Source organism: Thermobispora bispora DSM 43833, assembly GCF_000092645.1.
GTDB classification, from domain to species: domain Bacteria; phylum Actinomycetota; class Actinomycetes; order Streptosporangiales; family Streptosporangiaceae; genus Thermobispora; species Thermobispora bispora.
In genome coordinates this window covers 866,276-885,850 of the sequence record NC_014165.1, presented here as the reverse complement: position 1 = coordinate 885,850, position 19,575 = coordinate 866,276, and the positions used below count along the sequence as shown (strand labels likewise).

Annotated in this window: 16 protein-coding genes; 4 read left to right on the top strand and 12 right to left on the bottom strand. The window is 72.3% G+C overall.

Annotated features, from left to right (window positions below; all coding sequences use genetic code 11):
* Window positions 1-478 precede the first annotated feature (478 nt).
* From TBIS_RS03940 to TBIS_RS03910, 7 genes are all read right to left on the bottom strand, one after another.
* Window positions 479-2,416: an acetoacetate--CoA ligase gene (locus TBIS_RS03940; protein ID WP_013131045.1), complete on the bottom strand. Its 1,938-nt coding sequence runs from the start codon at window positions 2,414-2,416 to the stop codon at window positions 479-481.
* Window positions 2,417-2,869: 453 nt separating this feature from the next.
* Window positions 2,870-3,610 (bottom strand): HAD family hydrolase, encoded by a 741-nt coding sequence (locus TBIS_RS03935; protein WP_013131044.1) that lies wholly within the window; start codon window positions 3,608-3,610, stop codon window positions 2,870-2,872.
* A gap of 77 nt (window positions 3,611-3,687) precedes the next feature.
* The gene (locus TBIS_RS03930; protein ID WP_013131043.1) at window positions 3,688-4,320 is read right to left on the bottom strand and encodes an HAD family hydrolase; all 633 of its coding nucleotides are present in this window, start codon (window positions 4,318-4,320) and stop codon (window positions 3,688-3,690) included.
* Window positions 4,321-4,371: 51 nt separating this feature from the next.
* The gene (locus TBIS_RS03925; protein WP_013131042.1) at window positions 4,372-4,869 is read right to left on the bottom strand and encodes a DUF6912 family protein; all 498 of its coding nucleotides are present in this window, start codon (window positions 4,867-4,869) and stop codon (window positions 4,372-4,374) included.
* 172 nt (window positions 4,870-5,041) lie between these two features.
* Window positions 5,042-5,692: an HAD family hydrolase gene (locus TBIS_RS03920; RefSeq protein ID WP_013131041.1), complete on the bottom strand. Its 651-nt coding sequence runs from the start codon at window positions 5,690-5,692 to the stop codon at window positions 5,042-5,044.
* A gap of 163 nt (window positions 5,693-5,855) precedes the next feature.
* Entirely contained in the window at window positions 5,856-6,965 is a 1,110-nt protein-coding gene (locus tag TBIS_RS03915; RefSeq protein WP_148231447.1) for a glycoside hydrolase family 3 protein, read from the bottom strand.
* A gap of 308 nt (window positions 6,966-7,273) precedes the next feature.
* Window positions 7,274-8,308: an SIS domain-containing protein gene (locus TBIS_RS03910; RefSeq protein WP_013131039.1), complete on the bottom strand. Its 1,035-nt coding sequence runs from the start codon at window positions 8,306-8,308 to the stop codon at window positions 7,274-7,276.
* A gap of 137 nt (window positions 8,309-8,445) precedes the next feature.
* On the opposite strand from TBIS_RS03910, the gene TBIS_RS03905 reads away from it, so the two are divergent.
* Window positions 8,446-9,246, top strand: a complete 801-nt coding sequence (locus TBIS_RS03905; protein ID WP_013131038.1) for a GntR family transcriptional regulator — start codon at window positions 8,446-8,448, stop codon at window positions 9,244-9,246.
* A gap of 100 nt (window positions 9,247-9,346) precedes the next feature.
* On the opposite strand, the gene TBIS_RS03900 is transcribed toward TBIS_RS03905, so the two are convergent.
* A complete protein-coding gene (locus TBIS_RS03900; protein WP_013131037.1) occupies window positions 9,347-10,657 on the bottom strand; it encodes an extracellular catalytic domain type 1 short-chain-length polyhydroxyalkanoate depolymerase in 1,311 nt (436 codons plus the stop codon).
* A 247-nt stretch (window positions 10,658-10,904) separates the two neighbouring features.
* Between TBIS_RS03900 and TBIS_RS03895 the strand changes: the two genes are divergently transcribed.
* A complete protein-coding gene (locus tag TBIS_RS03895; protein ID WP_013131036.1) occupies window positions 10,905-11,408 on the top strand; it encodes a MarR family winged helix-turn-helix transcriptional regulator in 504 nt (167 codons plus the stop codon).
* A gap of 464 nt (window positions 11,409-11,872) precedes the next feature.
* Window positions 11,873-12,340 carry an Rv3235 family protein gene (locus tag TBIS_RS03890; protein WP_013131035.1) on the top strand — a complete coding sequence of 156 codons (468 nt, stop codon included), beginning with the start codon at window positions 11,873-11,875 and terminating at the stop codon, window positions 12,338-12,340.
* Between the two features lie 557 nt (window positions 12,341-12,897).
* Here TBIS_RS03890 and secA read toward each other — a convergent pair.
* Window positions 12,898-15,699 carry a preprotein translocase subunit SecA gene (secA, locus tag TBIS_RS03885; RefSeq protein WP_013131034.1) on the bottom strand — a complete coding sequence of 934 codons (2,802 nt, stop codon included), beginning with the start codon at window positions 15,697-15,699 and terminating at the stop codon, window positions 12,898-12,900.
* A gap of 226 nt (window positions 15,700-15,925) precedes the next feature.
* Here secA and TBIS_RS03880 point away from each other — a divergent pair, with 226 nt between their 5' ends.
* Window positions 15,926-16,192 (top strand): HGxxPAAW family protein, encoded by a 267-nt coding sequence (locus TBIS_RS03880; RefSeq protein WP_013131033.1) that lies wholly within the window; start codon window positions 15,926-15,928, stop codon window positions 16,190-16,192.
* A gap of 361 nt (window positions 16,193-16,553) precedes the next feature.
* On the opposite strand, the gene TBIS_RS03875 is transcribed toward TBIS_RS03880, so the two are convergent.
* The 3 genes from TBIS_RS03875 to TBIS_RS03865 all read right to left on the bottom strand — a co-directional run bounded on the left by TBIS_RS03875 (window position 16,554) and on the right by TBIS_RS03865 (window position 19,439).
* Complete coding sequence (locus TBIS_RS03875) at window positions 16,554-17,258, bottom strand: response regulator (RefSeq protein ID WP_013131032.1); 705 nt, start codon at window positions 17,256-17,258, stop codon at window positions 16,554-16,556.
* 139 nt (window positions 17,259-17,397) lie between these two features.
* Window positions 17,398-18,042, bottom strand: a complete 645-nt coding sequence (gene hpf, locus TBIS_RS03870; RefSeq protein WP_050760620.1) for a ribosome hibernation-promoting factor, HPF/YfiA family — start codon at window positions 18,040-18,042, stop codon at window positions 17,398-17,400.
* Between the two features lie 680 nt (window positions 18,043-18,722).
* Window positions 18,723-19,439, bottom strand: a complete 717-nt coding sequence (locus TBIS_RS03865; protein WP_013131030.1) for a ComF family protein — start codon at window positions 19,437-19,439, stop codon at window positions 18,723-18,725.
* Window positions 19,440-19,575 lie beyond the last annotated feature (136 nt).

Sequence of the window (19,575 nt, the reverse complement as noted above, 5' to 3'; positions counted from 1 at the left end):
CGTCCGGTGACCTGGCCGTTTTCGGTCAAGAATCAGCGCGGCCGACCGGTCCGTAAATGGTCCGAAACCCCGTCCACGGGCACCGGCGGATGACCGCCGGACACCAGGGCATGACCGGGACGGACGGCGGTCTCCCCCAGCGGAGCCGAGGGCCAGGTGGCCGATCGGCGGCGGTGCGTACCGTCACCGCGGACGGCCGCGCGGGCCGGCCGCGCGATCGGTGCCGGGCCGGCCGGGCGACCGGTACTGGGCCGGCAGTCGAACGGTGCGGGCCGGGGCGGGCGGCCGGACCCGGCCACGGCTGCGCCGGCCGGATCCGGTCCCGGACACCTGCCCGGGACCGGGCGAGCCGCCCCGCCCCAGGGCGGTACCCGGCCCAGATGCCACGCCCCGCACCATCGCCGGGCGAGCCGCCCCGGCGGCGGGGCCGCGCGGACGCCCGGCCCAGGATCACTTCCGGGGCGTGCCCGGCGCCAGTTCACTTCCGGGGCACGAAGTACTGCAGCGTCTCGGGGTTGGCGAGGGCGTCCGGGTTGGCCGCCTGCTCGACCGGGGTGCCGAGCAGGATCTTGCGGACCGGGACCTCGAGCTTCTTCCCGGAGAGCGTGCGCGGGATGCCGGGCACGGCGTGGATCTCGTCGGGCACGTGGCGCGGGGACAGCTCGGTGCGCAGCGCCGCGCGGATGGCCGAGGTCAGCTCCTCGGTGAGCGAGGCGCCCTCGGCGAGCACCACGTAGAGCAGCAGCCGGCCCTCCTGCCCCAGCCGGCCCGTGTCGATCACCAGGCTGTCGACGATCTCGTCGAAGCGCTCGACCACCCGGTAGAACTCGCTGGTGCCCATCCGGACCCCGCCCCGGTTGAGCGTGGCGTCGGAGCGGCCGTAGATCACGCACCCGCCGTCCGGGAGGATCTTGATCCAGTCGCCGTGCCGCCACACGCCCGGGTAGTCGGCGAAGTACGACTCCCGGTAGCGCTCCCCCGACGGGTCGTTCCAGAACATCACCGGCATCGAGGGCATCGGCCTGGTGAGCACCAGCTCCCCGACCTCGCCGATCAGCGGCTTGCCCTCCGGGTCGTAGGCCTCCACCGAGGCGCCGAGGCAGCGGCAGGGGATCACCCCGGCCCGCACGGGCAGCAGCGGCACGGCGCCGACGAAGCCGGTGCACACGTCGGTGCCGCCGGAGAACGAGCCGAGCTGCACGTCCGCCTTCACGTCCGAGTAGACCCAGGCGAAGCCCTCGGGCGGGAGCGGGGACCCGGTCGATCCGATCCCCCGCAGCCGCTCCAGCCCGGTGGGCCGTACCTTCGCCTTCATCGAGGCGAGCAGGTACGGCGCGCCGGTGCCGAAGTACGTGATTCCCTCGTCGGCGGCGAGCCGCCAGAGCGCGTCCGTGCCCGGGTGGGTCGCGCTGCCGTCGTACAGCACCACCGTGGCGCCGACCAGCAGGCCGCCGATGAGGTAGTTCCACATCATCCAGCCGGTGGTGGTGTACCAGAAGAACACGTCGCCCTCGCCGAGGTCCTGGTGGAACGAGAGCGACTTGAGGTGCTCGAGCACGATCCCGCCGTGGCCGTGGACGATCGGCTTGGGCAGGCCGGTGGTGCCGGACGAGTACAGCACCCACAGCGGGTGGCCGAACGGGACCCGTTCGAACTCGAGCCCGGCCTCCTCGGACCGCAGCTCCGCCCAGGACAGGGCGCGCACCCCGCCGTCGGCCGCCGGGGCGGGGCCGTCCCCGCCGAACAGCGGGACCCACACCACGGCCTGCAGGCTCGGCAGCTTCGCGGCGATCTCCCGGACCACGGCCGACCGGTCGTACGGCTTGCCGGCGTAGCGGTACCCGTCCACGGCGATCAGCGCCTTCGGCTCGATCTGGGCGAACCGGTCGGCCACGCTGGACGCGCCGAAGTCCGGGGAGCAGGACGACCAGATGGCCCCGAGGGACGCCGTGGCGAGGAAGGCGATGAGGGCCTCCGGGATGTTGGGGACGTACGCGGCGACCCGGTCGCCGCGGCCCACGCCGAGCCGGGCCAGCCCGGCCCGCACCCGGCCCACCTCCGCGCGGAGCTCGCCGAGGGTGAACGTCCGCCGGTTCCCCGCCTCATCGCGGAAGATCACCGCGAGCCGGTCGGGGTCGCCGCGCAGCGCGTTCTCCGCGTAGTTGAGCCGCGCGCCCGGGAACCATTCGGTGCCCGGCATCGAGCCGGAGAGCACGGGACCGGTTCCGCGCTCGCCGACGACGCCGAAGTAGTCCCAGATCGCGGGCCAGAATTCCTCCGGTGATTCGACGGACCACCGCCACAGCTCCGGGTAGTCCTGGCCGCCGCGCCCCAGCCACTCTTGGAAGCGGGTGATCCGGGCGGCGCGGATGACCTCGTGGGTCGGCTCCCAGAGCAGATCGCCTTCCTGAACCATGGGACCATCTTGGCGGGCCGGAGGGCGGATGTCAGTACCCCGGGTCGCTCCGCCGGCCGCCCGGGGGTTGCGGTCCGCCCGCGCGAGGGGACGTCCGGTCCGGCCGGGCGAGGGCGCCCGGCCCTCCGGCGGAGCACGCCGGCCCCGCCGCGAAGGCCGCCCGGCCTTCAGGTGGAACGCCCCGGGGGAGACGCCCAAGGCCGTCCGCCCAGGAGGTACGGCATGCCGCCGTCGAGGACCACCCACCCGGCTCTGGGATGAGACACCCCGGGACCCGCGCAGAGCATCCGCCCCGGGATGGGACACACGGGACACCCCGAGGGCATTCGGCCGGGGTGGACGGCAACGGCCCGCCGCCCAGGCGAGCCGGTCCTCGGATGGGACGCCCCGAGCCGCCCGCCGGGGCACCTGGCCCGGTGGGACGAGCGCCCGGGGACGAACCGGGACGCCCGGTCAGCGCACGGGCCGCTCCGCCGGGTCGGTGAGCCGGGCGACCGCGGCGACGACCTCGGAGGCGTTCTCCAGGTCGGGGAGGACGATGTCGGCGCCCGCCTCCTCCAGCTCGCTCGCGGTGGCGCGGCCGGTGGCCACGGCGATCATCCGGGCGCCGCCGAACTTCGCCGCCTGGACGTCCCGGGGGGAGTCCCCGATGAACACGGTGTTCTCCTTGGTGAACGTGGCGCCGTACTTCTCCTTCGCCCGGCTCTGCGCCACCTGGAGGAGGGTGGCCTTGGGGTAGACCTCCTCCCCGTAGCCGCCCACTTCGAAGTCGATCCACTTGTCCAGCCGGAACGCCTTGAGCTTGAGCACGGCGTTGTCCCGGATGCCGCCGGTGAGCACCGACTGGACCACTCCCTTGAGCTTGGACAGCGCCTTGAGCGCGTCCCGCGCGCCCGGCATCATCCGCCCGTCCTTCGCCAGGCGGTCCCGCCGCTCGGCGAAGCTCACGGCGAGCGCGTCGAGGAAGCGCGGCAGGTGGTGCTCCTCGGCGGCGATGCCGTTGATGGCCAAGGTCTCGAAGATGATCTCTGACTCCGGGCGGCCCAGGGCCGGGGCGAGCTTCACCATCGGCCGCCCGGTCACCATCCGGAACGCGTCCGCGTAGGCGTCGCGCGTGACGATGCTGACGTCGACGAGCGTGAGATCGACGTTCCAGAGAACGAGGCGGTTGATCGCGGCCTCCGTGAGGATCACTGGGGTTGCGGATGCCCAATCAGTATCACCGGCGTGGGGCGCGCCGGCCGCCTGAGCGCCTGCCGGCCGGGCGCGGCTCAGATCAGGTCGAGGGCGTCGGCGAGCCGGTCCACGACGGGGACGCCGACGCGTTCCAGCTCCGACCGCTTGGTCATGCCCCCGGCGTAGAGGATCGCCCGGGCGCCGACGTGCTGGGCGGCGTGGGCGTCGTCCACGCTGTCGCCGATCACCACGACCTTCTCGGGGTCGATGCCGAGGGCGCGGAGGTGCTCCACCATGTGCTCGGCCTTGTGCCCGCCCGACGAGGTGCGCGACCCGTCGACCCGGACGAAGTGCCCGTCGATGCCGAGTTCGCTCACCTTGCCGACCAGCCGCTCGTGCCGCCACATGGAGAGCAGCGACTGGGTCCGGCCGGATTCCTGCCAGGCCTGCAGGCTGGCGAGCGCGCCCTCGGTGAGCTGGCAGGCCTCCATCAGGCTGTGGTAGTGCTCGTGGAACCCCCGGTCGAGCATCTCCCACTCGCCCTCCCGGAGCGGACGGCCGAGCATGCGCTCGTACGCCACCCAGATCGGCCGGGTGTAGACCTCGCGGAAGCCCTCGATGTCGTACGGGCCGATGCCGTACGGCTGGAAAAGCCGGTTGGTCGCCTGGACGACCGCTTCGATGTCGTGGAAGAGAGTCCCGTTCCAGTCCCAGACTATGTGCGTCATATCACCCCCGAAGGTAGCGGCCGGCCATGACATCCCCGTGAACGCCGCCGGTCAGGCCAGCAGATCCCTGATCTCCTGCCGGGCGTACCACATCAGCTCGTGGTCCTCGGCGCCGTCGACCACGAAGCGGGCGTCCTCGTCCCCGGCGTCGGCGCCGGGCAGCGCGGCGATCGCCGCCTCGATGTCGGGGATCGCGGCCGGGTCGTCCACGTGGACCGACGCGATCTTCCGCAGCGGGACGGGCTTGCGCACCTCCACCCGGCCGCGCTCGGCCGGGTCGGTGCCGGCCGCCACGGCCTCCTCGGGGACTTCGGCGGCGATCACCACGCGCCGGGCCACCACTCCGGGGCCGGCGGCGGCGAGCAGGCGCAGCGAGGCGCGGGCCGCCTCGGTCATCGCGACGTACTCCAGCTCCTCGGTGTCGCCGGAGGCGTACCACTCGATCAACGCGGGGGTGACCGCGTAACCGGTCAACGGGGCCGGTCCCAGCTCCCCCGCCTTGAGCACCTCGGCCAGCGCGGGGAGCGTGCACGGCAGATAGACGCGCATGCGTTCCTCGACTCACCTGATCTCGCGGTTGGCGGTCACACCGGGACGGGACCCCGTCCCGGCTCACCGATGACGCGCACCGCGGCTGCCAACGGGAACCAGGATCTCACCCTACGGCCGGGCGGCGGGCCCGCAGCGGAGCCGGGACCTGGCGTGTCCGGGCCGCGGCCGCTCACCGGGCCGGGCGGAAGGGCAGGCGGAACAGCCGCTCCAGCTCCGACAGGGTCGTGGCGGGCTCCCGGTGGTGGATGCCGACGAGGCCGAGCGCCTGGGCCGCCTCGATGTTCGCCTTGATGTCGTCGATGAACACGCACTGCGGGGCGTCGAGCCCGAGCAGGCCGAGCGCGTGGTGGTAGATGCCGGGCTCGGGCTTGCGCATCCCCACCTCACCGGAGATGACGACCGCGTCGAACAGCTCGTCCCAGCCGTCGCGGGGGTACTCGACCCCCCACGAGTTGGACACCAGGCACGTGGCGAGGCCGTGGGAGCGGGCCATCCGCAGCATGTCGTGCATCTCCGCCACGGGCCGGAACCAGGCGAACATCCGGGTGAGCAGGCCGGCGGCCTCGGGCGGTTCCCCGTCGACCGTGCGCAGCATCGCGGCGAGCCGCCGTTCGAACTCGGAGGCGGGCATCTCGCCCCGCTCGAGGGCGTGGATCGGGTTCTCCCCCGGCCCGCCCGCGTAGGCGTGGTTGAGGAGCTCCCGCATCACCTGCCGGTAGTGGTGGGGATCGATCCGGTCGGCCTCCATCCACCTCGCGACGGACTCGGCCATGCTCGTGGTGAGCACACCACCCCAGTCGATGAGCACGCCCTTGAGCACCGCACCGCCTCCCGTGGCGAGATGACCGTCCGGGAGGAATTCTAAAACAAGATTCTAATCTGTTGTTGATCTTGATTTCCGGCGGTCGTCCCCGAGCACCTCACGCGGCCTTCCTCACCCGCGAGCCGGGCGGATCCGAGGGGTACGGCCCGGCCGCGCCGCGCTACCTGGCGTCGGCGATGGCCGCCGCCACCCGCCGCGCCACCTTGAGGTGCTCGGCCGACTTCACCCCGCCCGGATCGGTGCGGGTGGGCCCGAGGACGCCGCGCCGCTCCTTCAGCCGGAGGATGCGGAGCACCGACTCGTCGATCCGCCGTTCGGGGATGCGGCCGGACCGCACCGCGGTCAGCACCGCCTGGTACGCGGTGGGCAGGTCGGGCGGCATGAGGAGCAGATCCGCGCCGGCGAGGATCGCCCGCACCGCCACCTCGGCGTCGCCGTACCGCTTGCGCACCCCGGCCATGTCGAGCGCGTCGGTGACGACCACCCCGTCGTACCCGAGCTCCCCGCGGAGCAGGCCGGTGATCACCGCGCGGGAGAGCGTGGCGGGGTCGCCGGAGGGGTCGAGCCTCGGCATGGCCACGTGCGCGGTCATGATCGCGTCCACGCCGCGCTCGATCGCCGCCCGGAACGGCGGCGCGTCCACGCGCCGCCACCGGGCCTTGGAGTACGTGATGACCGGCAGGTCCTGGTGGCTGTCCACGCTGGTGCCGCCGTGCCCGGGGAAGTGCTTGGCGACCGAGGCGACGCCGGCGGCGTGGAACCCCTCCACGGCCGCCCGCACCATGGCCGAGACGAGCTTCGGATCGGACCCGTAGGCCCGCGACCGGATGAACGACCCCTTGGCGCTGACGTCGGCGACCGGCGCGAAGTCCACCGCGATCCCCAGGTCGCGCAGCTCCTCACCGGTCACCCGCGCCACGTCCCGCGCGAGCCGCGGATCGCGGGTCCGCCCGATCGCCGGGGCGCCCGGCAGCTTGGTCACCAGCGACCCCAGCCGCGCCACCTCGCCGTTCTCCTGGTCGACGCCGACCATGAGCGGCACCAGGGGGGACGCCTTCCGGAGCCCGGTGGTGAGCGCGGCGACCTGCTCGGCGGTGGAGATGTTGCCCGCCCACGGGAAGAGGATCACTCCGCCGGGGCGGAACCTGCGCACCACCTCGGCCGGGGTGGCCACGCCGTACCGGGCGGTGTTCTCCTGGTGGGCCGCGCCGGCCCGCGGGCCGTACACGACGATCATGAAGAGCTGGCCGACCTTGTCCTCGAGGCTCATCCGCGCGAGCAGCCCTGCGGCCTCGCCGCCGGGCGAGGGCGAAGGGCTGGGCGACGGGCTCTGCCCCGCGCCCGGGCCGGGCGTCGCCTCGGACGGCGGAGCGGACGCGGGCGGCGGCTGCGGCGCGGGAGCACCGGTCGAGCAGCCGGCCACGATGAGCAGCGATAAGGCGATCAGTGGGGTGAGGCCGCGTCCACGGCCAGGCCTCCGGCCGCCCCCGACACCACGACGCGGTCCTGACACGCCATTCACCATAGTCACATCGGCACCGTGGCAGTACCGGCCGATGCCGGAGACTCACCACCAGGTCAGCCGGTCTGCGTGACCTTCCGCAGCCCGCGCGGGGCGTCCGGGTCGATGCCGAGCCGGCGGGCGAGCGCCTCGGTGAGGAGCTGCCCGGGGACGATCAGCCCCAGCGGGGCGAGCCACTCGGGCAGCTCGGGGCCGCGCAGCGCGGCGGTGGCCGCCCCGGCGAGCTCCTCCCCTCCGCCGATGGCGTAGACGGACGCGCCCGCGTCCCGCACCCGCCGGGCGAGCGCGACCGTGCCGGCGAGCACCGGCCCCTCCCCCGCGGCCACCAGGATGGCCGGGGTGTCCGCGTCCACGACCGCGATCGGCCCGTGGAGCAGGTCGGCGTAGGAGAGGCCGATGGCGTGCAGGTAGCAGGCCTCCTTGAGCTTGAGCGCGAGCTCGAGCGCGGTGGAGTACACCAGCCCACGGCCGGAGACCACCAGGCCGGCCTTGCCGGCGAGCCCGTCCACCACCGCGCCGATATCCCCGGGGTCCTCGATCAAGGCCGCGACCGCCTCGGGGACGCGCCGCAGCTCCCCGGGGTCCACGTCGGCCCCGAGCCCGATGGCGAGCACGGCGAGGGCGACGAGCTGGGTGGTGTAGGTCTTGGTCGCCGGGACCGCCCGCTCCTCTCCGGCGAGCGTGCACAGGGCGAGGTCGGCGGCCTGGGCGAGCGGCGAGGACTCCCCGCCGTTGGTGATCGCGATGGTCCTCGCGCCGCAGTCCCGGGCCCACCGCAGCGTGTCGACGATCTCCTCGGTCCGGCCGGACTGGGAGAGCCCCACGGCGAGCACGCCGTCGAGGTCGAGCCGGCGGCGGTACGCCGTGGCGACCGAGGGCGCGCCGAGCGCGGTGAGGCGGCCCGCCCGCGTCTCGATCAGGTAGCGGCCGTAGACCGCGGCGTTGTCCGAGGTGCCCCGGGCGATGAACAGCACGTGCCGGGTGCCCTCGGCGAGCGCCGTGATCTCACCGGTCCGGGGCAGCAGGGCGTCCAGCGTCGCCTGGATGGCGGCGGGCTGCTCGGCGATCTCCTTGCGCATCGTCGTGGTCATGGCGGATCGTCCTCGCTCGGCGGATCGGGGTACCGGCCCTCTGTCCTTGTTCTGCCACCACGGTTGACAGTGATTCGGCGGATGTGGTCTAGTCCGGACTAGACCAGTACGAACCATAGCCCATTCCGGGCAAGATCATGATCGAATCCGGCAGGGAGGTGGCGGTGCCCGGGATCGATCCCCACGGCCCGGTCCCGAAGTACGCCCAGCTCCGGGAGATCCTGCTCGACCTGATCGAGCGCGACGAGCTGCCGCCCGGCGCCCCGATCCCGTCCGAACGGGAGCTGTGCCGCCGCTACGGGCTCTCCCGGATGACCGTACGGCAGGCCGTGGACCGGCTGGTGGCGGAGGGCCGGCTCCAGCGGGTGCCGGGCAAGGGCACCTTCGTGGCGCAGCCGAGGATCGAGCTGACCCTGCCCCTCACCTCGTTCACCGAGGACATCCGGTCGCGCGGCATGGCGCCGGGCGCCCGCGAGCTCGGCCGCCGGGTGGTGCGGGCCGGGCCGCACCTGGCCGCCCGGCTCGGCATCCGGCCCGGTGACGCCGTGCACGTCATCGAACGGCTCCGCACCGCGGACGGGGAGCCGGTCGGCATCGACCGGACCCACATCCCGGCCGCCCTCGCCCCCGGCCTGGAGGAGGCCGACCTGACCGGCCGGTCGCTGCACGCCCTGCTGGAGGCCCGGTACGGCATCGTCATGGACGGCGGGGAGCTCACCATCACCGCCGGGACCGCCGATCCGGCGGACGCGAGCCTGCTCGGCCTGCCCGGCGGGGCGGCCGTCCTCGTCCTGCACCGCCGGTCGTTCGCGGGCGGGGTGTGCGCCGAGTACGGGGTCTCCACCTACCGGGCGGACCGCTACCAGCTCAAGGCCGCCCTCGGCGCGCCCGCCCCTGGGCTCGCCCCGGAGGGCGCCGAGCGTTCCGCGCGTCCATGACGCGCGGATGCCGAAGAGGCGGGATGCGCGCCGCGGACCCGCGGCGCGCATCCGGAAGGACAGGGCAGGTCAGGAGGGCCGGCTCGCGGTGCGCGAGCGGCTACTCGGTGACGCAGGGGGTGCCGTTGAGCGCGAACTGGCTCGGCGACGTGTTGGTGCCGCTATAGATCCCCTGGAAGCCGAAGTCGGTGCTGCCCCCAGGAGGAATCGTGGGGTTGTAGCCGACGTTGCGCGCGGTGACCTGCTGGCCGGACTGGGTGATCGTGGCGTTCCACGCATTGGTGATCTGCTGGTTGCCCGGCCAGGTCCACGTCACGGTCCAGCCGTTGATGGCGGTGCTCCCGGTGTTCGTGATCGTCACGTTGGCGGTGAACCCGTTGTTCCAGGTGTTGGGGACGTACCGGATCCGGCAGGGGGCGCTCGTCGGGCCCCCGGTCGGGGTCACGGTCGGGGTCACCGTCGGGGTCGCGGTCGGGGTCGCGGTCGGCGATGTGCCGGTGAGACCGAAGAACTCGATGGCGTAGGCGGCCATGCCGCTCATCGGGAGGGTGTGCCCGGCGCCCTGGATCGTGTACGCCTCGACCTGGACGGTTCCGGACGAGTCGGCGTAGCTGCGGCGCGTCCAGCCGGGCTGCGGCGTGTCGGTGCTGGTCGGCGTCTGGCTCAGCCCGTGCACGTTGGTCCACTGCTTGATCTCCTCCTCCAGCTCGGAGTAGGAGACCACGAAGTCGTTGGTGCCGTGCCACAGCTGCATGCGCGGCCAGGGGCCGTGATAGCCCGGGTTCGCGTTGCGCACCGCGTCGCCCCACTCCTGCGCGGTCTTGCCGACGCACGGGGCGGAGTTGAAGCCCGGCTGAAACGCCGCCTCGTTGGGGAAGCACGTGAAGGGCACGCCCATGAACGCCGCCCCGGCCTTGAACACCTCCGGGTACAGGGCGAGCATGGCGTTGGTCATCATCGCGCCGGAGGAGCTGCCGACCGCGAACACCCGGTCCGGATCACCGTGGTACTGCTGCAAGGCGTAGGTCACCATGGACATCAGCGACACCGGGTCGGTCTGCCCGCCGCGTACCTTCGACTCGTCGGACCAGTTGTCGAAGCAGTTCATCTTCTTCGACGCGGACGGGTAGATCACGATGAAGCCGTACCGGTCGGCCAGCGTCGCGAACTCGGTGGAAGAGTAGAACGACGGCCCGGATCCGCCGCACGGGTGCATGGCCAGCACGATGGCCGGGTTCGGCTGCACGTTGTTCGGCACGTAGATGTGCATGCGCAGGTTGCCGGGATTGGGGCCGAAGTTCGTCACCTCGGTGAGCGTGGCCGCTGTGACCTGGTTCGGGGACACCAGAGCGACCAAGGCGTACAGCAGCGCCGCGCAGGCGCCCGCCCATAACGCTCTCGCTCGTTTCATTCGCCTTCCCCTCCTCGGGGTACCGCTTCTCCTCTGCTCGCCATAGGGGGTTCGCGGCCGCCGACCCCTGGGGTGCCAGGGGGAAAGTAGGCACGGCTTCGAGCGGGGGTCAAGACCGGCTCGTGCGGCGATCTCGCTGGTCCGGCCGGGTGAGACGGCTTTGCGCTGATTATCAAGCCACTTGTTATAAAGCAAGTTGATATTGGTCGCGAAACTTACATCGGCGGGCGCACGTTATCGTTTTGCGGTGACCGCCCCTCGTACCTCTCGAGCTCCTCAGCCGGCCGCGTCGGCACCGCGCCTGAGCTACCTGGTGTTCCGGCTGGAGCGCCGTATCCGGGCCCGCCTGGACGAGGCGCTCGCCCGGCACGGCGTCACCACCACCGCCTACATGGCGCTCAGCGAGCTGCGTCTGCGCGACGGGTTGTCCTCGGCGGAGCTGGCCCGCATCGCCTTCGTCACGCCACAGGCGATGAACCTCGTCATCCGCGACCTGGAACAACGCGGGCTGGTCCGCCGTGACCCCCACCCGAACGGCGGGCGCGTGCTGTGCGCCCGGCTCACCCGGAGAGGGCTGTCGGTGCTCAAGCGATGCGATCGTTCGCTGGATGAGATCGAAGAGGTCATGCTCGCCGAGGTCGACGACGCGACCCGCAAGGTGCTCGCGGACGGTCTCACCCTGTGCGCCCGGGCCCTGCGCCCCGAGGGGAGGCGTCCGGCGAGAGGCGCTCCGGCCGGGACCGGCGGCTGACGCGTCCTCCGGGGGAGACGCCCGCGGCCGGCCGTCCCGCGGTAGGGCCCGGGCGGCGGCGCCCGCGGCCCGGGCAGGTCCGTCATCGGCCCGGCGTCTATGGAGGCCTGTCGCCGGCCCGGGGCAGGTCCGTCACCCGCCTGCCGTCCGTGCAGCCCCGTCACCGGCCGGCGGCCCCGGGGGGCCGCCCCGGCGGGCGAGGGCGGCGGCCCGCACCACCGCTGAGCGCTCCGGCGTACCCGGCCGTGTTTTCGGCCGCCGGAACCAACCCCCATCCCCGCACCGGAATCGCGCCGATCCCCCGGACCACCGCGCCAACTCGCGGCGGTCTTTCCCGGCGAATCACCACGGATCAGGGTGCCGGGCGAGAAAGTTGGCGGCACGTGTATCAACGGCGAAGGCCGGAACCTCCATTGGGGCGGAGTCATGAGCGCCGTCTCGACCCGACCCCGACGGAGTCAGCGATGCGAAAGACCATCCCCCTGCCGAGGCGCGTCGCGGTGCCTCCGGCCGATCCCCCGTACGACGACGAGGAGACTGCGGCCCCGGTGACGTACGGCTCGCTCGCGCTCGCCCCGCCGCGGCCGCCGGCCCGGACGCGGCGCACCGCCGGGCCGGCCGGACCGGTTCCCAGCGAGCGGATGCTGCGCGGGCTCGGCCAGGCGCTCGCCGAGGTCCTCTGCGGCAGGCGGCCGCCACAGACCGTGCAGGACCGGCTCGCCGAGCGGGCCTATCGCGAGCTGCTGCGGGCCGGAAAGATGATCAACGCGGAGCGCCCGCCGCTCGTCGGGCCGCCCCACGTGCAGCGGCCCCGCGACGGTGCGATCGAGATGTGCCTGCTCGTCCACTGCGGGGCGCGCAGCCGGGTGCTCGCCGTCCGGCTGGAGCGGTTCGGGGTGCAGTGGCTGGTCACCGAGTTCGAGACCGCCTGACCCCGGCGGCGGGCCGCCCCGGTGGCCCCGCCGTACGGCCATGACCCCGAAGCGCATCTCCCCATGCCCCAGCGGGCGGCGGAGCCCTGGAGGCCAGGCCGCCGGCCGTTCCGTCCGGGCGACGATGACGGCGGCCGGCCTGCCCGCCCGGTGACGAGCCGTGATCACTCCGGCCATCGGGCTCTCCCATGTCCGGCCGGGTGGCGATACCCCGCTCCCGGGCCGTCCGGTGGTCCCGCCCGCGGCGTGACCACGATGGCCTTGGTCGCCTTGCCCTGCCAGGCGGCGATGACCCCGGTCATCGGGGCTTCCCGTGGGTCCGGCCGGGCGGCGCGGCTCCGGCCGCCGGGCAGCCCGTGACCGCACCGAACGGTCAAGACCCAGGCCGCCGGAACTCCCCCTGCGCAGCGGGCGACGACCACACCGGCGGCCGGACTTGACCATGGCTCGGCCATGCGGCGCCGCGGCGGACGGGCACATCCGCCGCAGGGCACGCGGGCGCCGGCCGCCGGCGGCCGGCGTACGGCCGGCGGGGCGGCAGGGCAGGACTGGGCGGGCTACGACTTGGCGCTCTGCGGCGCGCCGTGGCAGCGCTTGTACTTCCGGCCCGAACCGCACGGGCAGGGAGCGTTGCGCTCGACGTTGCCGTACGCGGCGCGCTGCTCGGGCGTGGAGCGCACCCGGCTCACCTCGACGTCGCCGGTCTCGGTCGGCGCCGAGTAGATCATCTCCTCGGGCCTGGTGGGCTGGCGCAGGGCCTTGGCGATGATCTGGCTCGCCTCCGCGACCGCCGAGTCGCCCTCGGCGTTCTCCTCGACGATCGGGTTCTCCTGCACCTCGACCTGGAGGTTGAAGAGGTAGCCGACCGACTCCTCCTTGATGCCCTCCAGCATGGCGTTGAACATCTCGTAGCCCTCGCGCTGGTACTCGACCAGCGGGTCCCGCTGGGCATAGGCGCGCATGCCGATGCCCTCCTGCAGGTAGTCCATCTCGTAGAGATGCTCACGCCACTTGCGGTCGAGCACGGAGAGGATGACCCGGCGCTCCAGCTCGCGCATGGTCTCCGCGCCGAGCTCCTCCTCGCGCCGGTCGTAGGCCTTGAGCGCGTCCTCCTTGACCTTCTCGGCGATGAGCTCCGGCGTCAGGTCCTCGCGCTCGCCACCCGCCTCCTTGATCACGTCGTCGATGGTGATGGAGATCGGGTAGAGCTGGGCGAACGCCTTCCAGAGCTTCTCGAGATCCCAGTCGATCGCGTAGCCCTCTTCGGTCGCGCCCTTGACGTAGGCGTCGATCACGTCGCCGATGAACCGGCGCACCTGCTCGCGCAGGTCGGCGCCCTCCAGCACCTTGCGGCGCTCGGCGTAGATGACCGACCGCTGCCGGTTCATCACCTCGTCGTACTTGAGGACGTTCTTGCGGATCTCGAAGTTCTGCTGCTCGACCTGGTGCTGCGCCGACGCGATCGCCTTGGTGACGATGCTCGACTCGATCGGCACGTTGTCCGGGATGTTGAGCCGGTTCATGATCGCCTCGACCTTGGCGGAGTTGAACCGGCGCATCAGGTCGTCCTCGAGGGAGAGGTAGAAGCGGGACTCGCCCGGGTCACCCTGCCGGCCGGACCGGCCGCGCAGCTGGTTGTCGATCCGCCGCGACTCGTGGCGCTCGGTGCCGAGGACGTACAGCCCGCCGAGCTTGACCACCTCGTCGTGCTCGGCCTTGACCGCCTCCTTCGCCTTCTCCAGCGCCTCCGGCCAGGCCTTCTCGTACTCCTCCGGGGTCTCGGTCGGCGAGAGGCCGCGCTCGAGCAGCTCCCGGTGGGCGCGGAACTCGGGGTTGCCGCCGAGCATGATGTCGGTACCGCGGCCCGCCATGTTCGTCGCCACGGTGACCGCGTGCTTGCGGCCCGCCTCGGCGATGATCGCGGCCTCCTTGGCGTGGTTCTTCGCGTTCAGCACCTGGTGCGGGATGCCCGCGCGCTTGAGCATCCGGGAGAGCTTCTCGGACTTCTCCACGCTCGTGGTGCCGACGAGAACCGGCTGGCCCTTCTCGTACCGCTTCTTGATGTCCTCGACGCAGGCCTCGAACTTCGCGTCCTCGGTCTTGTAGACCACGTCCGGCATGTCCTTGCGGATCATCGGACGGTTGGTCGGGATCGGGACGACGTGGAGGCGGTAGGTCTGCCAGAACTCGTTCGCCTCGGTGGCCGCGGTGCCGGTCATACCGGCGAGCTTCTCGTACAGCCGGAAGTAGTTCTGAAGCGTGATCGTGGCCAGGGTCTGGTTCTCGTCCTTGATCGGGACGCCTTCCTTGGCCTCGATCGCCTGGTGGATGCCCTCGTTGTACCGGCGGCCGTGCAGGATGCGCCCGGTGAACTCGTCGACGATCAGGACCTCGCCGTCGACGACGATGTAGTCCCGGTCCCGCTTGAACAGCTCCTTCGCCTTGAGGGCGTTGTTGAGGTACTGGACGAGGTGCGTGTGCTCGGGCTTGTAGAGGTTGTCGATGCCCAGCCAGTCCTCGACCTTCTCCACGCCCGACTCGAGGATGCCGACGGTGCGCTTCTTCTCGTCGACGACGTAGTCGCCGGTGGGCTCCTCACCGTCCTTGCCCTCGGTGCCCCGGCGGAGCCTGGGCACGATCTTGGCGAACTCCCGGTACCACTTGGCCGACTGCTCGCCGGGGCCGGAGATGATCAGGGGGGTACGGGCCTCGTCGATGAGGATGGAGTCGACCTCGTCGACGATCGCGAAGTAGTGGCCGCGCTGGACGCACTCGTCGAGCGACCAGGCCATGTTGTCGCGGAGGTAGTCGAAGCCGAACTCGTTGTTCGTGCCGTACGTGATGTCGGCCTGGTACGCCTTGCGGCGCTGGTCCGGCGGCATGTTCGCCAGGATCACGCCCACCTCGAGGCCGAGGAACCGGTAGACCCGGCCCATCATCTCGGCGTCACGCTGGGCCAGGTAGTCGTTGACCGTGACGACGTGGACCCCCCTGCCCGTGAGGGCGTTGAGGTAGGCGGGTAGCGTACAGGTCAGCGTCTTGCCCTCACCGGTGAGCATCTCGGAGATGTTGCCCATATGGAGGTTGGCGCCGCCCATGATCTGCACGTCGAAGTGGCGCTGGCCCAGAACCCGCCGGGAGGCCTCACGGACGGTCGCGAACGCCTCGGGCAACAGGTCGTCGAGGGACTCGCCGTCGGCGTACCGCTGCTTGTATTCGTCGGTGAGAGCGCGCAGCTCCGCGTCGGTCAGCTTGACGAAGTCCTCTTCAATGGCGTTGACCTGCTCGGCGATCCGCTTGAGCTTACGCAGGATCTTGCCCTCGCCGGCGCGAAGGATCTTGGACAGAATGGCTGGCACCTTGTAAAGCTCCTCGCAGGTCTTGCCCCGGCGCTTCACCCGGGGTGAGGACGAGACACGATTTCCCCGGTTGCCATCGTAGGCGGTTCCACTGCGAGACACAGCCACCCGACCCACGACGCGCCTCGCCAGCGGTCAATGGGAATGATCTTCTCATAGACGGTGGGGACGCCGCTGGCGTTCCCCCGATGCTGCGACCACCATCCCCATCGGGTAGAAAACGGATATGACTCAGAGCGGACTTGACGGCGGCCACTCGGCGGGACGTGCCAAATCCTGGCTCGCCATCACCATCATTCTCATCGGCTTCCTTCTCGGTGGCGTGGCCCTGACGATGGGGCCCAACTGGACCCTCGTCTGGGTCGGAGTGGGCATCTGCGCGGTCGGCGGGGTGCTGGCCCTGGTGTTCGACGTCTTCTCGGACGTGATCGTGGACGCGCCGCGCCAGGTCCCGGTGGAAGAGCACTACTCCCCGTTCGAGCGCCGGTCCTGACGCATCCCGCCCGGGGCGGCCGGTCAGGCCCCGGACCGTGGGCGCCGGCCGATCCGGCCGTTGATCAGGCCCGCAACGATGTCCCCGGGCCCATCCCGGTGCCGAGTCTCCCGACGCCGCCGCCCTCGCGGCGGCGTCCTCGTCTGTCCTGCCCGCGGTTCCGCCCCGCCGCCTCCGCGCGGCCGCCCGCGGCCGTCCCGGAGCGCATCGACCCGACACGAGGACACCGAGGAGCCGTTGCCCGGCATGCCGCGCCGCCGGCGTGCGCACGGTCCGGCACGACCGGCGGCCCCCTCCCGCCGTCCGGGCGAGCATCGCGCCGCCCGTCGTCGCCCGGGTGGCCGGGACACCCGCGTCCGCGCTAGGTGATCTCCAGCAGCCGCTCGCGCACCGCGTACACGACCGCCTCCATGCGCGAGTGGAGCTGCAGCTTGTCCAGGATGTTGCGGACGTGGTTCTTGACGGTGTTCTCGGAGATGAACAGCGCTTTGGCGATCTCGCGGTTGTGCATTCCCTTCGCCACGAGCCGGAGCACCTCCATCTCCCGCTCGGTCAGCCGGGGAGCCGGCACCTGGGGGGGCCGCTCCGCCTCCCGGCGGCTCAGGGTCTGGAACTCGCTGATCAGCTTGGCCGCCATGGCCGGGTTGATGAGCGACTGCCCCTCGTACACACCGCGGACCGCGTCGGGAACCTCGTCGATCTGAACGTCCTTCAGCAGGTAACCGGTCGCCCCTGCCTTGATCGCCTCGAAGAGGTCCTCCTCCTCGTCGCTCACCGTGAGCATGATGATGCGGGCGCTCGGCACGGCCTCCTTGATGGCCCTGGTCGCCTCGATCCCGTCCTGCCGCGGCATTCGGACGTCCATGAGGACCACGTCCGGCATGAGCCGGGAGGCCAACTCGACCGCCTCCAGGCCGTCATTGGCCTCCCCCACCACCTCGATGTCCGGTTCCGCGGTCAGGGCGAGTTCGAGGCTGCGGCGAATCAGCGCGTGATCGTCGACGATGAGCACGCGGATGGGCTCGCCACGGTCGGACGCTGCGACCGCCTCGTCGGGTCGGGTCACGGAACCTCCTTGTGGGGGCCAAGGACGCTAGATCGCCATCATTACACGGGTTCCCCAGTGCGTGTGGATCTTCGTCGCGGGCCCGGCCGCAACGGAGCGGCGGCCACCAGGGCCGCCGCCCGCGCCCGCCGCGCGGCGATCACTCCTCGATCAGCCGCAGCACACCGTAGTTGTAGCCCCGGCGCTTGTAGACGACGCTCGGCACGCCGGTGTCCTTGTCCCGGAAGAGGTAGAAGTCGTGGCCCACGAGCTCCATCTCGAACAGCGCCTGGTCGACGGTCATCGGGGCGGCCTTGTGGAACTTCTCCCTGACCACGAGCGGCCCCTCCCCCTCCATCGGGATCGGGACGATGGACTCCTCGTCGGCCTCCTGCCCCTGCTCCTCCGTCCACTGGGGCGGCGCCTCGGCCGTCGCGCTCTCCGCGGGCTGCTCCGCCGGGGGCGCGCTGGGGGCCGGCGCCGGGGCACGGCGGAGGTTGGCGTGGTAGGACTTCCTGCGGTCGCGGAGCCGGCGCAGCCGCTCTTCCAGCTTGTCCAGCGCGATGTCGAGGGCGGCGAACCGGTCCTCCGCCGACGCCTCGGCCCTGATCACCGGGCCGCGGGAGTGGACGGTCAGCTCGACCCGCTCCCGCTGCGCGCTCTGCCGGTTGTTCTCGCTGGAGACCTCCACGTCGATGCGGATGAGCTTGCTGTCGTAGCGCTCGAGCTTGGTCAGCTTGGAGACCGCGAGCTCACGGAACCGATCGCTGACCGAGGTGTGGCGCCCTTTGACGATGATGTCCACCACCAGCCCCCCTTCGCCCATCGACGGTGGCGTTCAGCGCTTGTGCAGGGCACCCGTCCGGCCGACCTGGTCTTCGTCCCCACATCCGCCTGCTGAGGGGTTCGCAGCTCACTCGCCACTACTGCCCTTCTCCTCTTGCAGAGGACATCTGGACCTCCGAGAGGGCAGGACTTACCTCTAAGCCGCACCGTGATCGGACGACCAAGAGTCGCCTTACGTGGGCCGTTTCGCCTGCGGCTGGCATCGGCTAGCCAGACCGTCTCCGAGCCCGGAAACGGTCCGGCGCAACCACGGACCCGAACGGGTGCCATGTCTGCACGCTAGCCCGTGACGCGCGGAATGTCAGCAGTGGGATCGCCCGAACGATCACTTTGCGTTAACCGTTCCCATTGCTCACCGTTGTTGACCGATGCACACACCGCCCCACCAGCGTCCGGCCCTTGAACCGGGCATCCCCGATGATCAGCGAAGACGCTCCCGTACGGCACGGCGGAGGACGGGCCCGCGGCCGCCCGCATTGATTCTCGTCGGTCACCTTCCGTAACGGCCTGTGGGGACAATCACCCTTCACCCGCCGGCCCGGCGGCGGGCCGTTCCCTGGTTCCCGGGCCGCGGCCCGGCCTCTCCCCGGCCGGGAATCGGCCCGGTTCCGCCGCCCCGGCGGCCGTCCCTTTCCCGCCTCATGCGTCCCCTTCCCGCGCCACCGCCGCCGGGCGGGCGTGCCGGGCCGGCCGGCGGCGGCCGGTCGCCGCGAGCGTGGCGGCGAACGCCACCCTCGCCCCGGCCGCGCGCAGCGCCCGTGACGCCTCGGCGAGCGTCGCCCCCGTGGTGACGATGTCGTCCACCGGCACCGCGCTGAGCCCGGCGGGCCACCGGCCCCGCGGCGCCCGGGCCTCCAGCGCCCCGGCGAGGTTGGCCGCCCGCTCCGCCGCGGTCAGCCCGGCCTGGTCGGCGACCCGTCTCGCCGGCCGGAGCGCTCGCACCACGACCGCCGGCACGCCGCGTTCGCGCAGCAGCGCGGCCGCCCGGGTGGCGAGCACCCCCATGGGGTCGTGCCCGCGCCGCCGCACGGCGGCCCGGGCGCTGGGCACCGGGACGAGCGCCACGGGCGCGGGCCGGCCGCCGAGCGCGGCGGCCACCACCTCGGCGAGGCATCCGGCGAGGACCGGGGCGAGAGCCGTACGGCCGCGCTCCTTGTAGGCGAGGATCATCCGCCGGGCCGGGCCCGCGTAGCGGGCCGCCGACCAGCACTCCGGCAGACCCGGTGGCGCGGGCTCCGGCGGGCGCGGGGCTGGCGCCCGCAGCAGGGCGGTGCAGCCCGGGCAGGCCGGCGCGCCCGGCGCCCCGCAACCGGCGCAGCGGGGCGGCAGGAGCAGGTCGAGCAGGGCGGCGAGCACACCCCGAGCATGCCGCCCGCCACCGACAGAACACGCCCGGCCGGCGCGGTCACGTGACCCGGCACCCCCATGCCTCGCGAACGGCAGGCGTCCGAGTGGCACGCCCGGGAGACCACCGTCCCCGCACGGCAGGCGC

Excerpts from the sequence above, each read along its gene's own strand:
- TBIS_RS03910 (WP_013131039.1), bottom strand. The coding sequence starts at position 8,308 with ATGACCACGACGATGCGCAAGGAGATCGCCGAGCAGCCCGCCGCCATC.
- TBIS_RS03900 (WP_013131037.1), bottom strand. The coding sequence starts at position 10,657 with ATGAAACGAGCGAGAGCGTTATGGGCGGGCGCCTGCGCGGCGCTGCTG.
- TBIS_RS03890 (WP_013131035.1), top strand. The coding sequence starts at position 11,873 with ATGCGAAAGACCATCCCCCTGCCGAGGCGCGTCGCGGTGCCTCCGGCC.
- TBIS_RS03915 (WP_148231447.1), bottom strand. The coding sequence starts at position 6,965 with ATGAGCCTCGAGGACAAGGTCGGCCAGCTCTTCATGATCGTCGTGTAC.
- TBIS_RS03905 (WP_013131038.1), top strand. The coding sequence starts at position 8,446 with ATGATCGAATCCGGCAGGGAGGTGGCGGTGCCCGGGATCGATCCCCAC.
- TBIS_RS03940 (WP_013131045.1), bottom strand. The coding sequence starts at position 2,416 with ATGGTTCAGGAAGGCGATCTGCTCTGGGAGCCGACCCACGAGGTCATC.
- TBIS_RS03930 (WP_013131043.1), bottom strand. The coding sequence starts at position 4,320 with ATGACGCACATAGTCTGGGACTGGAACGGGACTCTCTTCCACGACATC.
- TBIS_RS03925 (WP_013131042.1), bottom strand. The coding sequence starts at position 4,869 with ATGCGCGTCTATCTGCCGTGCACGCTCCCCGCGCTGGCCGAGGTGCTC.
- TBIS_RS03880 (WP_013131033.1), top strand. The coding sequence starts at position 15,926 with ATGACTCAGAGCGGACTTGACGGCGGCCACTCGGCGGGACGTGCCAAA.